Annotated in this window: 17 protein-coding genes; all 17 read left to right on the top strand. The window is 40.6% G+C overall.

Features of this window, described 5'->3' with window-relative positions; translation table 11 throughout:
- Positions 1-81 precede the first annotated feature (81 nt).
- The 17 genes from PaeCFBP13512_RS00595 (at position 82) to PaeCFBP13512_RS00515 (ending at position 13,859) form a co-directional block, all read left to right on the top strand.
- On the top strand, positions 82-726 hold the full coding sequence (locus PaeCFBP13512_RS00595) for a flagellar brake protein (RefSeq protein ID WP_069327901.1): 645 nt from the start codon (positions 82-84) through the stop codon (positions 724-726).
- A gap of 111 nt (positions 727-837) precedes the next feature.
- Positions 838-1,539, top strand: a complete 702-nt coding sequence (gene cmk, locus PaeCFBP13512_RS00590) for a (d)CMP kinase (RefSeq protein WP_137220639.1) — start codon at positions 838-840, stop codon at positions 1,537-1,539.
- A 3-nt stretch (positions 1,540-1,542) separates the two neighbouring features.
- The gene (locus tag PaeCFBP13512_RS00585) at positions 1,543-2,121 is read left to right on the top strand and encodes a lysophospholipid acyltransferase family protein (protein WP_137220638.1); all 579 of its coding nucleotides are present in this window, start codon (positions 1,543-1,545) and stop codon (positions 2,119-2,121) included.
- Between the two features lie 73 nt (positions 2,122-2,194).
- The gene (rpsA, locus tag PaeCFBP13512_RS00580; RefSeq protein WP_069327904.1) at positions 2,195-3,430 is read left to right on the top strand and encodes a 30S ribosomal protein S1; all 1,236 of its coding nucleotides are present in this window, start codon (positions 2,195-2,197) and stop codon (positions 3,428-3,430) included.
- A gap of 328 nt (positions 3,431-3,758) precedes the next feature.
- Positions 3,759-5,084: a ribosome biogenesis GTPase Der gene (der, locus tag PaeCFBP13512_RS00575; RefSeq protein ID WP_069327905.1), complete on the top strand. Its 1,326-nt coding sequence runs from the start codon at positions 3,759-3,761 to the stop codon at positions 5,082-5,084.
- A gap of 12 nt (positions 5,085-5,096) precedes the next feature.
- On the top strand, positions 5,097-5,732 hold the full coding sequence (plsY, locus tag PaeCFBP13512_RS00570) for a glycerol-3-phosphate 1-O-acyltransferase PlsY (protein ID WP_137220637.1): 636 nt from the start codon (positions 5,097-5,099) through the stop codon (positions 5,730-5,732).
- Positions 5,725-6,768: an NAD(P)H-dependent glycerol-3-phosphate dehydrogenase gene (locus tag PaeCFBP13512_RS00565; RefSeq protein WP_069327907.1), complete on the top strand. Its 1,044-nt coding sequence runs from the start codon at positions 5,725-5,727 to the stop codon at positions 6,766-6,768. Before plsY ends, PaeCFBP13512_RS00565 begins: the two co-directional genes overlap by 8 nt.
- Before the next feature lie 74 nt (positions 6,769-6,842).
- Positions 6,843-7,463 carry a hypothetical protein gene (locus PaeCFBP13512_RS00560; protein WP_069327908.1) on the top strand — a complete coding sequence of 207 codons (621 nt, stop codon included), beginning with the start codon at positions 6,843-6,845 and terminating at the stop codon, positions 7,461-7,463.
- 12 nt (positions 7,464-7,475) lie between these two features.
- Complete coding sequence (locus PaeCFBP13512_RS00555) at positions 7,476-7,850, top strand: 2Fe-2S iron-sulfur cluster-binding protein (RefSeq protein WP_137220636.1); 375 nt, start codon at positions 7,476-7,478, stop codon at positions 7,848-7,850.
- A 188-nt stretch (positions 7,851-8,038) separates the two neighbouring features.
- On the top strand, positions 8,039-8,311 hold the full coding sequence (locus tag PaeCFBP13512_RS00550) for an HU family DNA-binding protein (RefSeq protein WP_069327910.1): 273 nt from the start codon (positions 8,039-8,041) through the stop codon (positions 8,309-8,311).
- 98 nt (positions 8,312-8,409) lie between these two features.
- On the top strand, positions 8,410-8,646 hold the full coding sequence (gene mtrB, locus PaeCFBP13512_RS00545) for a trp RNA-binding attenuation protein MtrB (RefSeq protein WP_069327911.1): 237 nt from the start codon (positions 8,410-8,412) through the stop codon (positions 8,644-8,646).
- A gap of 247 nt (positions 8,647-8,893) precedes the next feature.
- Positions 8,894-9,754, top strand: coding sequence for a heptaprenyl diphosphate synthase component 1 (locus PaeCFBP13512_RS00540; protein ID WP_161594175.1), 861 nt, complete (start codon positions 8,894-8,896; stop codon positions 9,752-9,754).
- Between the two features lie 61 nt (positions 9,755-9,815).
- Positions 9,816-10,538, top strand: a complete 723-nt coding sequence (locus PaeCFBP13512_RS00535) for a demethylmenaquinone methyltransferase (protein ID WP_137220634.1) — start codon at positions 9,816-9,818, stop codon at positions 10,536-10,538.
- A gap of 1 nt (position 10,539) precedes the next feature.
- Entirely contained in the window at positions 10,540-11,415 is an 876-nt protein-coding gene (locus PaeCFBP13512_RS00530) for a UbiA-like polyprenyltransferase (RefSeq protein ID WP_069327914.1), read from the top strand.
- Positions 11,406-12,038: a UbiX family flavin prenyltransferase gene (locus tag PaeCFBP13512_RS00525; RefSeq protein WP_371748179.1), complete on the top strand. Its 633-nt coding sequence runs from the start codon at positions 11,406-11,408 to the stop codon at positions 12,036-12,038. The genes PaeCFBP13512_RS00530 and PaeCFBP13512_RS00525 overlap by 10 nt, the downstream gene beginning before the upstream one ends.
- Positions 12,019-12,888, top strand: a complete 870-nt coding sequence (locus PaeCFBP13512_RS00520; RefSeq protein WP_137220857.1) for a menaquinone biosynthesis protein — start codon at positions 12,019-12,021, stop codon at positions 12,886-12,888. The genes PaeCFBP13512_RS00525 and PaeCFBP13512_RS00520 overlap by 20 nt, the downstream gene beginning before the upstream one ends.
- On the top strand, positions 12,885-13,859 hold the full coding sequence (locus PaeCFBP13512_RS00515; RefSeq protein ID WP_137220633.1) for a polyprenyl synthetase family protein: 975 nt from the start codon (positions 12,885-12,887) through the stop codon (positions 13,857-13,859). The genes PaeCFBP13512_RS00520 and PaeCFBP13512_RS00515 overlap by 4 nt, the downstream gene beginning before the upstream one ends.
- The last annotated feature ends 268 nt before the right edge of the window (positions 13,860-14,127 follow it).

Raw genomic sequence — 14,127 nt, 5'->3', positions numbered from 1 at the left:
AATTCGTATAACTATAAACGGTGTTGATCACATCAGGGTATCAGTAGAAATGGTTGGATATTGTTCAAGGAGGAAGAAGGTATGTCGGTTCAATCGGGGGATATTATTTATTTTCAATTTCAAGCGGTAGAAGGAGATCAGACAGAGATTTATCAAGCGATCGTAGGACGTGTAGATGATGATTCTTTGTATATTGGACAGCTCAGTCACAAAAAGTCTTCTTCTGTTAAAAAATTAGTCTTAGGTGAAGAGTTGTATGCTTATTATTTGATTGATAATGAGATCAAACATTATTTTAGCACCATCGTAACAGGCTTCGATTCTACCTCTTCATTCAGTCGTATTCGCAAACCTCATCAAGAAGAAATTTCAGTGGTTCAAAGACGGCAATATTTGCGTGTCAAAGCTCAAATCGAAGTTGCAATCAAAAAAGAAGATCATCGCTTTGTGGCTATTACGGACAACGTAAGTGCAGGTGGTCTTTCTTTTACAACAGATATCATGAATAAAATACAGAAGAATGATCTGCTAGAATGTTGGTTATTGCTTCATATGAAAAATGGCAAGATTGATCATATTCCTTTAACAGCCAGAGTGATGAGTGTGATTGATTCTACATCGCTGACTCCTAGATATTTAGCAGAGTACACTGTGATATCGGAAATGGATCGACAAAAAATGATAAGGTATTGTTTTGAACGTCAATTCGATTTTAGAGTGCTTTAATTGACGTATGGTTTTTGCATGTTATATTGTACTGTGGTATAATTTGCTTGTCGCAGGCAATGCCTGCTTTTTTAGTGAGTTGTAGTATGAAGTGTTGAGGGGGATTCCCGATTGGTGCGCCAAGGATTAGAACATAGCGGGAAAATGAACATTGCGATTGACGGCCCTGCTGGGGCTGGTAAAAGTACAATAGCCAGGTTGGTAGCTAAACGTCTCGGTTACGTATATGTGGACACCGGTGCAATGTACAGAGCAGTAACATGGCATATGTTAGAACGAAATATCGATCCAGAAAATACTGTAGAAGTGCTTCAAGAGGCACAAAATCTGGTGATTGAATTAATACCGGATGAAGAAGGTCAAAAAGTCCTTGCTAATGAAGTAGACGTTACAGCAGATATTCGTAGCCTTGCCATAAACCGGATTGTTTCACGATATGCGCAAATCGAGGGGCTGAGAGTGAAGCTTGCAGCTTTACAGCGGCAAATGGCTTTGCGTAAAGGCGTTGTGATGGATGGACGCGATATCGGTACTCATGTGCTTCCGGATGCAGAAGTCAAAGTTTTTATGACTGCTACTGTACAAGAAAGAGCAAGACGCAGATACGCAGAAATGAATGCTTCGGAAAGTATTACATTAGAGCAACTTGAACGTGAAATTGCAGCGCGCGATCAATTGGATGAACAGCGTGAATTTTCTCCGCTCGTTTGTGCAGAAGACGCCACAGTGCTTGATACTACTTTCATGCCTATTGAAGAAGTGGTCGAGAGTATTATTGCAATGGCACAGAGTGTGCAGTCAGGGAGAGTCTGATTCATGGTATATACCATCTGTAGCACCATTTTACGCATCTTGTATGTTTTTCTATTTAGACTTAAAGCTGTAGGTAAAGAGCACGTTCCCGAGCAAGGTGGAGTATTACTTTGTTCTAATCATATTAGTAATTTGGATCCGCCTACTGTAGGCATTCTGCTAAACCGTAAAGTTCGCTTTATGGCAAAGGAAGAGTTATTCAAAGTTCCTGTTCTGGGTCCATTGATTAGACAGCTCGGTGCTTATCCTGTCAAACGTGGCGGTGTAAGCAAAGAATCGATCAAAACATCCCTTTTGATTTTACGTGAAGGCGGTGTATTGGGGATTTTTCCTGAAGGTAGTCGTAATGCAGGAGATGCTGCTGCCAAAAATGGCGCTGCAAGCTTTGCACTACGAACCGATGCAGCAGTAGTACCTGTCGCTATTGTAGGTCAATACAAGCTGTTCGGCAAAACGAAAGTCGTCTATGGTCCACCTATTAATCTCGATGATTATCGGGGTAAAGGGGCAATAGGTACTGTAGATGAAGCAACAGACAAGATTATGCTAGCGATACGCCAATTAATTCAAGAAAATCAATAATGTTTAATGAAGTTTTGAACCCTGCATTTTGCGGGTTTAAATAAATGGGGTTTGAATTGAGGAGGGCATTGACATGTCGGAAGAAAATAATAACCAAGAAACTACCGAAGTTACAAACCAGGAGGCGCTTGATCAGTTCGTCTCACTGAACAAAGGTGACACTGTCACAGGAACGATCGTCAAAATTGAAGATAACCAAGCTTATGTAAGCATCGGATATAAATATGACGGTATCATTCCGATCCGTGAACTTTCTTCACTACAAGTAGACAATGCTTCTGCAGCTGTTGAAGTAGGACAAGAAGTAGAATGTAAAGTTGTAAGTATCGACGATGAGAAAGAGAAATTGGTTCTTTCCAAACGTGCGATTGACAGCGAAAATGCTTGGGAAGTTCTTGAAAAGAACTTTGAATCAGGCGAAATATTTGAAGTGACTGTATCAGACGTGGTTAAAGGTGGCGTAGTTGCTGATGTTGGCGTACGCGGTTTTATCCCGGCTTCTATGGTAGAACGTCATTTCGTAGAAGATTTCAGCGATTACAAAGGACGCACATTGCGCGTTAAAGTAAAAGAATTGGATCGCGAAAACAACAAAGTCATTCTTTCACAAAAAGATGTATTGGAAGCTGAATACGAAGCTAACAAACACACAGTGATGGAAAGTCTTAAAGAAGGACAAGAATTGACAGGTACTGTACAACGCTTGACTCAATTCGGTGCTTTTGTAGACGTTGGCGGCGTAGACGGTTTGGTTCACGTATCCGAGATCGCTTGGAATCACGTAGACAAACCATCTGATGTATTGTCTGAAGGCGACGAAGTAAAAGTAAAAGTACTTCGTGTTGACCCTGAAAAAGGTAAAATCAGCTTGAGTATCAAAGCTGCTCAACCAGGACCTTGGGATTCAGCTTCTGACAAATTCAACATCGGTGATATCGTAACTGGTGAAGTTAAACGTCTTGTGAACTTTGGTGCTTTCGTTGAGATCGCTCCAGGAGTAGAAGGTTTGGTTCATATTTCTCAAATCTCTCACAAACACATCGGTACTCCACAAGAAGTTCTTGAAGAAGGACAAACGGTTTCTGTTAAAGTACTTGATGTTAACACAGAAGAAAAACGTGTTAGCTTGAGTATCAAAGAAACAGAAGAAGCTCCTGCACAATCTGCTAAACCAGAACGCAGCAACAACCGTGGCGACAGAGCTCCTAAACAAGAAGAATTGAACAACCCTAACGTATCTCTAAGCAACCAAGGATTAAGCATCACTCTTGGCGAACGTTTTGGTGACAAATTAAGCAAATTTAAGTGATCATGAGCGAGTGATTTCCTCGCTTAAGCAAACATTAACGTTTTAATAATGTTTGCACTGTTTTGAACTTTAAAACGATAGCGAGTGATTTTCTCACTTCATTATTTAAATCATAGTACGGGCTTTTTATGGACGGTCCATTGATAGTCAAGCGACCGCCTTTCTAGTAAAAGTCACTCAATCAATCGGCGAATCCGCAATGGATTCGTCGATTATTGGTTTTAAAGGAATAAATGAAACAGTCGTAAAGTTCATCATAATGTTAGCCAAGTGCAATGTTTTTTGCTATGATGAAAAGCGGAAAGAATGAACAGGAGGAATGGATCGTATGGCAAGACCTGTAGTTGCAATCGTGGGCCGCCCGAATGTGGGGAAATCCACAGTATTTAACCGCATGATCGGTGATCGGCTAGCTATTGTTGAAGATAAGCCTGGTATTACGCGTGACCGTATCTATGGAACATCTGAATGGAATGGTAAAGCATTCAGTGTGATTGATACCGGAGGTATCGAATTAGATGGGGAAGATATGATGCTGAAGTCGATTCGGATGCAAGCTGAACTTGCGATCGAAGAAGCAGATGTTATCGTATTTATGTGTGATGTCAAAAGCGGATTGACTCAATCCGATGAAGAAGTAGCTGGAATACTCTATCGTTCAGGTAAACCGATTATTGTTGCTATTAACAAAGTAGATAACATGGGTCGTATGAATGATATTTATGAATTTTATAATTTAGGATTTGGCGAGCCAATCGGAATCTCAGGAAGTCACGGTAGCGGTATGGGTGATTTGCTAGATGCTGTAGTGAAAGAATTGCCTGAAACTGTTGATGATGAGTATGGCGATGATGTAATTCGTGTAGCTCTAATCGGTCGTCCTAACGTAGGTAAATCTTCGTTGGTCAATGCGATTTTGGGTGAAGAACGCGTTATCGTAAGTAGTGTAGCAGGTACAACACGTGATGCGATTGATACTCCTTTTGAGCGTGACGGACAACGTTATGTATTAATTGATACAGCAGGTATGCGTAAACGTGGTAAAGTATACGAGAATACAGAAAAATATAGTGTCATGCGTGCGATGAAAGCGATTGAACGTGCAGATGTAGTGTTAACGGTTATCAATGGTGAAGAAGGTATTATTGACCAGGATAAACACGTAGCAGGTTATGCACATGAAGCAGGAAAAGCAGCTATTTTCGTAGTAAATAAATGGGATGTTGTAGAAAAAGATGACAAAACCATGCGTCAATTTGAATCCAATATCCGTGATCATTTCTTATTTATGAGTTATGCTCCTGTTGTATTCTTGTCTGCATTGACGAAGCAACGTGTTCACAAATTATTACCGGTTGTGCAACAAGTAGCTGAGCAACATGCACTACGTATTCCAACTCATTTATTAAATGATGTAGTCTCTGATGCGATTGCTATCAATCCTCCACCGACAGATAAAGGGAAACGGATGCGTATTAACTATGTAACTCAGGTTGCAGTTAAGCCACCAACAGTAATTGTCTTTGTGAATGAACCTGAAATGATGCACTTTTCGTATGAGCGTTATTTGGAAAATAAAATTCGTGCGGCGTTCGACTTTATTGGTACGCCGATTCGAATATTTACACGCCGAAAATCAGCATCAGATAATTAAGGAGAGAAGCATGTGATTTTATCAGTCGTGGCTATTATTATTAGTTATCTGATTGGTTCGATCAGCTTTAGCGTACTTATTGCTAAATGGCTGAAAGGAATCGATATCCGTGATCACGGAAGCGGCAACGCCGGAGCAACCAATACATTGCGCGTACTAGGCAAAGGACCTGCTATATTTGTACTTTTGTTAGATGCGCTCAAAGGTGTGGCAGCTATTTGGCTTGGCGTTTGGTTCAGTATCGGGCTATCCGGACATACGATGTACTGGGTTCCTGCTTTATGCGGAATTGCAGCTATCTTGGGGCATAACTGGCCGATCTATTTCCGTTTTCGCGGAGGTAAAGGAATTGCAACAACGATTGGTGTTCTCGCCACGTTATGTATTGTTCCAACATTGATTGCAGGCGTATTCGCTATTGCATCGATTGTGATCACTCGTTATGTATCATTAGGTTCGTTAATTTTTGTTACGTTAACGCCTATTGTATTACTGATTCAAGGATATTCTGCACCGATTGTTACAGTCAGTGTAATTATCTGGTTGCTTGCAGTATGGCGCCATCAGACGAATATTGTCAAAATATTCAAAGGCACTGAAAACAAAATCGGATCCAAAGCAGACAAGGGAGGAAACAAAGTTGTCTGAAAAAGTGACCGTTCTAGTAGCTGGTAGTTGGGGAACTGCGCTTGCTTCTGTGCTTGCAGACAATGGTCTACAAGTAACCGTATGGGCGCGTAGTGAAGAGCAAGTTGCCGAGATGAATCAACAGCACACCAATACAAAGTATTTACCAGATGCAGTTCTGTCCACTCAAATTACAGCAACTTCTGATCTTGCTGCTGCAATGGATGGAACAAAAGCAGTTGTGATTGTTGCCCCTTCCAAAGCAATGCGTCAAGTATGTAGTGATCTTAAGCCTTATTACCATCCTGATATGCTCTGTATTCATGCGACCAAAGGGTTTGAAACTAAGACACTGAAACGCATGTCTACTGTCATCAGCGAAGAACTAGGCTGTTTAGAGTCAGATGTGGTTGTTCTATCTGGCCCTAGTCATGCCGAAGAAGTGGTGAAACGTCTACCGACTACGGTAGTGGTTGCTTCTCACAATGCCAAAGCAGCAGCGGCGGCACAGTCTTTATTTATGAATGAAGATTATTTCCGTGTCTATACCAATCTAGATCTAGTTGGTGTAGAGCTTGCAGGTGCACTTAAAAACATTATTGCGCTAGGCGCAGGAATGGTCGATGGTCTTGGATTTGGTGATAATGCCAAAGCCGCTTTGTTGACTCGTGGACTTGCTGAAATGGTACGTGTAGGTAGTGAAATGGGTGCGAATCCATTAACCTTTTCAGGACTTGCCGGGATCGGTGACTTGATGGTCACAGCTAGTAGCCAACATAGTCGTAACTGGAGAGCAGGCTATATGTTAGGTCAAGGCAAATCACTCGATGAAGTGATGGCTTCGATGAATATGGTTGTTGAAGGTATACGTACGACTGAAGCAGCACGGGATATCTCTTTAAAATACAATGTACAAATGCCGATAGCTGAGCAATTGTATCATGTGTTATTTGAGCAGAGTGATCCTCGTACAGCAGTAGAAACGTTAATGGGACGTAATCCCAAAAATGAAATGGAAGTCATGAAGCTAGAAACATGGCAACAATGGCATTCCTAAAAAAAGAAATAGGCAGGAACGACGGGGTAGATATCATCCTTTCGTTCTTTTTGCACAGGAAGGAGTAGGAAATCATGGTGGAAACGCAGCAGCAGGTACAGCAGAAAAAAGAGCTGATACCGTCTCTGGAGCAGCTTGTTCGTCTGCTTCAACCTTTGGAGGAGCAATCTCCATGGTTGCTTGGTGGAAGCTGTGGTCTTTTACTGCATGGTGTGAAATTAGACAAAGCTCCACGCGATATTGATTTATATACCGATGAGATTCGGATAGATACGCTTCACAAACAATTGTCGAGTGAGTTCTCTATTTTGGATGAACCAATACTTGACGAGACAAGAACCTATCGCTCAACATTAAGCCATTATCAGTTAGGTACTTATACAATCGAATTGGTAGGTGGATTTGAAGTTCGAGCCAGAGAGTCCTATTATCGTGTGCATGTAGAGCCTGTGCTTTATCCTGCTGCTCCTGTATATACGCTAGAATCAGGTGGTAGTATTCATTTGATGCCTTTAGCCCATGAGTTGATTTTTAATCTATTGCGTGATCGACCGGATCGTTATGAACCTATTAGTGAGCGTATTCGTGAGCAATCACAGGATCATGCAACACTGATTGAACAGATCATTCAACATAATGGATTTCATCCTCAATTTATGCAGCGTATACGTAGATTAGCTGGAATAAACGGTTAAAAGGAGAAAATAATGTCCAGAACAGACAAAGCTCAAATCACCTTTTTGCCATCTGGTAAGTCGATACAGGTCAGTTCAGGAACCACAGTACTTACAGCCGCACGTAAAGCAGGCGTTCATATTGCTGTGCGTTGCGATGGCAAAGCCGCTTGTTTGATGTGCAAAGTGAATATTGCTCATCCCTATGATGAAGAGAATCAATCATGTATTTCAACAGCAGAACCTGCCGAAACACGCAAATTAGGAGTTTTGATCGGTCAGGGTGTACGATTGTCATGTCAAGCCAAAGTGATCGGTGATTTGACGGTAGAAGTTCCAGAAGATCGGCTGAAAGCCGCGATTCGCAAACAAATGGAGCAACAAAACGAAGATCTGAGTGATTGGTAGATAAAAAAGCGTAAAATGCTTGAAATTAAAGGGTGAGTATATTACTATAGGTTTGTTCCGCCTTCTGCGCTCTATAGGCAGTTGGTGATATTTTCGAAAATTCCGCGGTGTTTACGTATATTTCGTGCAAACGAAAAACCTAGCAGCAAGTGGAGCAATCGATACAAATACTTTAGGAGGTGAAACATATGAACAAATCCGAATTGATCGCGCAAGTATCAGAAACAACTGATTTGCCGAAAAAAGACGTAACTAAAGCAGTTGATGCTGTTTTTGAAGCTATCGCTGGTGCACTACAAAGTGGTGATAAAGTACAATTAGTTGGATTTGGTAACTTCGAAGTTCGTGAGCGTTCTGCACGTAAAGGACGTAACCCACAAACAGGTGAAGAGATCGATATCGCAGCTAGCAAAATCCCGGCTTTTAAACCTGGTAAAGCATTGAAAGATGGAATTAAATAAGTTATTACATATTCCATGTGCAGGAAAGACCGTGACGATCATGTTCACGGTCTTTTCCATATCTGATCTACGTTGAATACGAAAAGGGGATAACATTTATGGAATCACCAGACAATAATTATACCAATAGTGACTATATTGTGATCAAAGCCAAAGATAACGGAGTACAGGTAATTGGCTTGACTCGTGGACGTGATACTCGTTTTCATCATACAGAGAAATTGGACAAAGGCGAAATTATGGTTGTTCAATTTACAGAGAATACATCAGCGATTAAAGTGCGTGGTAAAGCGGAAGTCATGACTAAACATGGCTCTATGGATACAGAAGTATAATCAATATGGCATCTAATCTTGAATACGTAATGCACTTAAATACTGGCTTCCTCATGTTTAATAGTTGATTAAGGTTGAGGAAACCAGTATTTTTCTATGTCATGAATGAACTTACAAATCTTCACTAGCCCTGTCTTGTCAAAAAAACATATGGTATAATGAACTGAAATGGCTGAAAAGATATCTTTTAGGCTATACTATGTTTGTGAAAATAAAGACTTGCACTATAAAGGCGTCGGAGGCTGAGATGAAACCATACCGTTTGTTGGAAACATCCCGAAAATACACAGAATACGATATGATTCAAAAGCATACAGGAGTTCCCGAGTTTCCAGACACTCGTGTACATTTACTTCATGCCTTTTTGAATATGAAAGATCAGGATGATACTGTCTCACATCGTGGAGAATTATTCCCCCTTGTAGCAGGTATTGTACAGATGGCAATGGATACCCATGATATGATCGATACACTGGCTGTTCATCAAGAAGAAGAAGCGATGCGTGCTAGACAGTTAAATGTGTTAGCAGGTGACTTTTTCAGTAGTCGTTTTTACGAATTGTTGTCCAAAGCAGGCGAGATTGAAATGATCTCATTACTAAGTGCAGCCATTTGTGAAACAAATCGTCTCAAGATGAATCTGTATCACAATGTTCAAAGTGAACAATTTACAGCAGAGCAATATGTAGAGTCGCTGACACAGCTTAAAATGGAGCTGTTTATTTTGTTTACACCGTATATTCCTACAGAAGTAGCTGAATTATGGCAAGCATTATTGGTTGATTTTAGTCGTGCAGAGATACTAGCTAATGAATTGACACGCGCACATGGAGAACAAGGGCCTTTTGGTAGCTATGCTCTGTATAAAGTGCTTGCACATGTACAAGAGCAAAATAAAGAGAATCTGATGAGTGATGCCGTCACTACAGACCATTGGAATAAATGGAACCAGACGTATCAGATCAATGAACATCTTCGTTCAGAATTAAATGCTGTGTTGACAGATATTAAGCAACGTCTAGCGCAAGCCGGTTATGCTGAATTGCAGACTGAAATTGTACAGCTGACAGAGGCTTATCAGGATATAGCATCGACTAAAAATCGCTAAGTCTTTTAGTTAAAATCATAATATTCCCAAAGTAGTTACTTTAAAATGAGGTGATTGTATCGTGAGTAAACCAGAAGCTGTCAAACCTAAAGAGCAATTTGTACAATCTGTTTTTGAGTCTATTGCTCCAAAATACGATATGATGAATGATTTGCTCAGTTTCCGTCGCCACAAAGCATGGCGCAAATTTACAATGAAAAAGATGAACGTGCAACCAGGGACTTCGGCGCTGGATGTGTGTTGCGGAACATGTGATTGGACACTAAGTATTGCTGAAGCTAGCGGTACGGGTCAAATCAAAGGGTTAGATTTCAGTCCAAATATGTTGCAAGTTGGTCAGCACAAAATCAACCGTGATGGTTGGAAAGATAATATTACGTTGACTCAAGGGAATGCAATGGATCTTCCATACGAAAATAATTCTTTTGATTATGTCACAATAGGGTTCGGATTACGTAATGTACCAGATCTGGTTCAAGTGTTAAAAGAAATGCAGCGTGTTGTGAAACCTGGGGGTATGGTAGTTTGTTTAGAATTATCCAAACCCACATGGCAACCATTTAAAGGGCTGTATTATTTCTATTTCCAAAACTTATTGCCACTTATGGGCAAACTTGTAGCCAAACATTACGAGCAATACAAATGGCTGCCTGATTCACTCAAGCTGTTCCCGGGACGTGCAGAACTGGCGCAAATTTTCCGAGATGTTGGGCTAGATAATGTTCAGGCGTACCCCTTAACAGGTGGTATTGCGGCACTTCATATTGGGATCAAGGAGAAGTAGAATGTTTAAGAAATTTAAAGTATTTTTAGAAATGATTAAAATAGAGCATACGCTATTTGCGTTGCCTTTTGCTTTTATGGGAGCAATTTTAGGATCCTATGTGATTAATGGTCATTTGCCTTTATGGTCACAGATTGGATGGATTTTGTTAGCGATGATCGGAGCACGTACAGCTGCGATGAGTCTTAACCGTCTCATAGATCAGGTATTTGATGGCAAAAATCCACGTACAATGATGCGTGCGATTCCAGCAGGTCTGTTGCGTTCAAGTGAAGTGGTATTATTTACACTGATTTCATTAGTGATCTTTTTCTGGGCAGTGACACAGTTAGATCCGTTAGCGTTGAAATTATTACCGATTGCTATCTTCATGCTGGTGATCTATTCCTACACCAAACGTTTTACATGGCTTTGTCATGTGATACTGGGTATGACGCTGGGTCTAGCTCCATTAGGTGGATGGATTGCAGTAACCGGTCATTTTAGCTGGACAGCGATTGTGTTTTATATTGCAGTTACATTTTGGACAGCTGGTTTTGATGTGATTTATGCTTGTGCAGATGAAGAATTTGACCGTGAAGAAGGGTTATATTCGATTCCAAGTCGCTTTGGTATTGCTAGAGCGCTCAAAATTGCACAAGGATTCCATGTGATTACAGCAGTCGGTCTGATTGCGATTGGTATTATGGCAGGATTGGGTTGGTGGTATTTCGCCGGCGCTGTAATTGCACTTGCTATCTTATTCTATCAACATTATATTTTGACACCTAAAGATTTAAGTCGTTTGCAGACTTCATTCTTTACATTAAATAGTACGCTGAGTCTGATCGTATTTGTATTTACATTGATCGATCTGGTGGTGAAACAGTGGTGGTAAATTCTACAGAACATACAGCGAATCAACGCTATATTGTAGGAATTACAGGTGCTAGTGGTTCGATATATGGCATTCGACTAACCGAGGTATTATTATCCCTCGGTTATACTGTTCATCTAGTGATCTCGAATGCGGGTTGGCGCGTACTTAAAGAAGAGATGGACTGGGAAGCCTCAAGCCGGGAAGAAATGCTAGAGCAGTATTTCAGTACATGGTCAGCACAATTAGTCTATCATTCCTTTGCAGACATCGGAGCTACGATAGCGAGTGGATCATTTCGGGTCAAAGCAATGATCATTGTTCCTTGTTCGATGGGCACTCTGGCGAATATCGCAGGAGGAATGTCTGCTAACTTAATGACACGAGCAGCAGATGTGGTGCTTAAAGAGGAGCGTAAACTGGTTATAGTACCAAGAGAGACTCCGCTTCAAGCGATACATTTAGAAAATATGTTAAAACTAGCACGTATGGGCGTGAGTATTGTTCCGGCTATGCCTGCTTTTTATTATCGTCCGAAAACGTTGGATGATACGGTCGACTTCATGGTTGGCAAGGTGCTCGATATTCTGGACATCGAACATCAATTATTTGAACGATGGGGGAATGGTCGTGAAAAGTTTTGAACAGCCTTTCAAAATTGGTAAAATAGAATATACAAACGATTGGCCGGTGTATCATCATTTTGATCCGTCGGCTCTATCCTTGCCCGCAGAGATTCATAGCGATCTTCCTGCTAACTTGAATCGTGGTTTGTTAGAAGAAACATTGTATCTTACCCCTGTGTCCTCATTTGCTTATGGTACGCGTTCATCTGATTTCTGGTTATTGCCTGATCTATCAGTGAGTGCTAAAAATGCAGTCGGATCGATTCTTCTGTTTTCCAGAAAGCCTATTGCGGAACTGGGAAATGGAACGATCGCACTGACCAATACGTCAGCTACTTCGATCAATCTACTCAAAATTATTCTGCATAAACGTTATCAATTGACACCAGAATATATTTCGATGGATCCAAGTTTGGATGAAATGATGGAACAAGCAGATGCAGCATTATTGATTGGCGATCATGCTATTGCAGCGGCACAAAAAGAAACAGGTTATATTGTGACCGATTTAGGGCAAGAGTGGAAGTCATGGACAGGACTCAGTATGACTTTTGCTGTATGGGCTGTTAACAAGAAATTTGCAGCTACATATCCTGAGTTTGTAACCGAAACAGCGCAACAATTAGTGAAAAGTAAACAACGTTCTATCGCTGATCTGAATCCAGTGATTCAAGAAGCTCAGCAAAAAATGGGCGGCGATCATGCGTATTGGAAACATTATTTTCAGCAATTATGGTATGATTTTGGAGAAAAAGAGCAACAAGGTCTAGCATTGTATTTTAAATATGCGTATGAACTCGAATTATTAGATCATGAAGTACACATGGAATTATGGACTGACAATACACTGATACGGGTGAACGAATGAAACTACTGGATATTTTCGGGACACTAAAAAAAGATATGAATGTGATAGAAAGACAGCTTAGTCATAGTATAGACAGTGAGCATCCTTTATTGAATGAGACATCACTGCATCTGCTCAAAGCGGGAGGCAAACGACTTCGTCCCGCTTTTGTGTTACTTGGAGGCAAGTACGGTACGTATGATCTAGATCGTCTTAGTAATGTCGCTGTAGCTTTGGAATTGATTCATATGGCTTCACTGGTACATGATGATGTGATTGATGATGCAGATACACGTCGTGGTCAGCCCACTGTCAAATCCAAATGGGATAACCGGATAGCGATGTATACAGGCGATTATATTTATGCCAAAGCATTGATGATTGTTGCTCGTCTGGAAAATCCTCAAATTCATCAGGTATTATCTAAAGCGATGGTACAGATGTCGATTGGTGAGATGGAACAGATTAGAGACTTTTTCAATACAGGGCAAAGTATTCGTCGCTACTTACTGCGTATTCGTCGTAAAACAGCGCTATTGATTGCGATCAGTTGCCAATTAGGTGGAATTGCAGCGAATGCACCCAAAGAAGTTACTCGCGAGTTATATCGTTATGGCTACAACGTAGGCATGGCTTTTCAGATTCGTGATGATGTACTTGATCTGTGTGGTACCGAGAAGCAATTAGGTAAACCACCAGGTAGTGATTTGCGTCAAGGCAATATTACGATCCCTGTTTTGTATGCTCTTCAAGATGAATCACGTAGAGAACCGCTACTTGCTGAAATTACAAGAATTCATAACGCCAATGGCGAGACAGATGTAACAACAGCAGTACGTATGGTACGTGAAAGTCAGGGTATTCAAGAAGCTGAATTATTAGCTGATCGTTATATTCAAAAAGCAATGCATGCACTGAGTCAATTGCCAGCGGGTAGAACTCAAAAGCATTTGCAAGAGATTGCTAAATTTGTCGCTAATCGTTCACATTAATCTACAACAATGTTCGACAATTTAATGTTTTATGGCACAATATAGAAGATTGTGTAAAATAAAAGTCTTTTAGATACGTAAAATATTTCTTAATCACTAATAGAGTGGGATCATACGGTCGATATATACATTACAAAGCATATTGAATAGCGGTTCAAATCTATATTTTGTTCAAATATTCGATATGTCCAGTAATGTATGCTACTCAGGTTTGAGTACAATCAGAAAATGTCGAAAATTGCTATGAAACGCTTCCTTTCTGTAAACA

The organism is Paenibacillus sp. CFBP13512, assembly GCF_005233705.1.
Taxonomy (GTDB): domain Bacteria; phylum Bacillota; class Bacilli; order Paenibacillales; family Paenibacillaceae; genus Saccharibacillus; species Saccharibacillus nuruki.
The sequence above is the reverse complement of the archived record's forward strand: the minus strand, read 5'-3'. Positions and strand labels throughout refer to the sequence as shown.

What these genes read in the sequence shown, in the direction of transcription:
- PaeCFBP13512_RS00550 (WP_069327910.1), top strand. Translation starts at nt 8,039, where the DNA reads ATGAACAAATCCGAATTGATCGCGCAAGTATCAGAAACAACTGATTTG.
- mtrB (WP_069327911.1), top strand. Translation starts at nt 8,410, where the DNA reads ATGGAATCACCAGACAATAATTATACCAATAGTGACTATATTGTGATC.
- der (WP_069327905.1), top strand. Translation starts at nt 3,759, where the DNA reads ATGGCAAGACCTGTAGTTGCAATCGTGGGCCGCCCGAATGTGGGGAAA.
- PaeCFBP13512_RS00515 (WP_137220633.1), top strand. Translation starts at nt 12,885, where the DNA reads ATGAAACTACTGGATATTTTCGGGACACTAAAAAAAGATATGAATGTG.
- PaeCFBP13512_RS00595 (WP_069327901.1), top strand. Translation starts at nt 82, where the DNA reads ATGTCGGTTCAATCGGGGGATATTATTTATTTTCAATTTCAAGCGGTA.
- PaeCFBP13512_RS00585 (WP_137220638.1), top strand. Translation starts at nt 1,543, where the DNA reads ATGGTATATACCATCTGTAGCACCATTTTACGCATCTTGTATGTTTTT.
- rpsA (WP_069327904.1), top strand. Translation starts at nt 2,195, where the DNA reads ATGTCGGAAGAAAATAATAACCAAGAAACTACCGAAGTTACAAACCAG.
- PaeCFBP13512_RS00520 (WP_137220857.1), top strand. Translation starts at nt 12,019, where the DNA reads ATGGTCGTGAAAAGTTTTGAACAGCCTTTCAAAATTGGTAAAATAGAA.
- PaeCFBP13512_RS00555 (WP_137220636.1), top strand. Translation starts at nt 7,476, where the DNA reads ATGTCCAGAACAGACAAAGCTCAAATCACCTTTTTGCCATCTGGTAAG.
- PaeCFBP13512_RS00540 (WP_161594175.1), top strand. Translation starts at nt 8,894, where the DNA reads ATGAAACCATACCGTTTGTTGGAAACATCCCGAAAATACACAGAATAC.
- PaeCFBP13512_RS00530 (WP_069327914.1), top strand. Translation starts at nt 10,540, where the DNA reads ATGTTTAAGAAATTTAAAGTATTTTTAGAAATGATTAAAATAGAGCAT.
- PaeCFBP13512_RS00560 (WP_069327908.1), top strand. Translation starts at nt 6,843, where the DNA reads ATGGTGGAAACGCAGCAGCAGGTACAGCAGAAAAAAGAGCTGATACCG.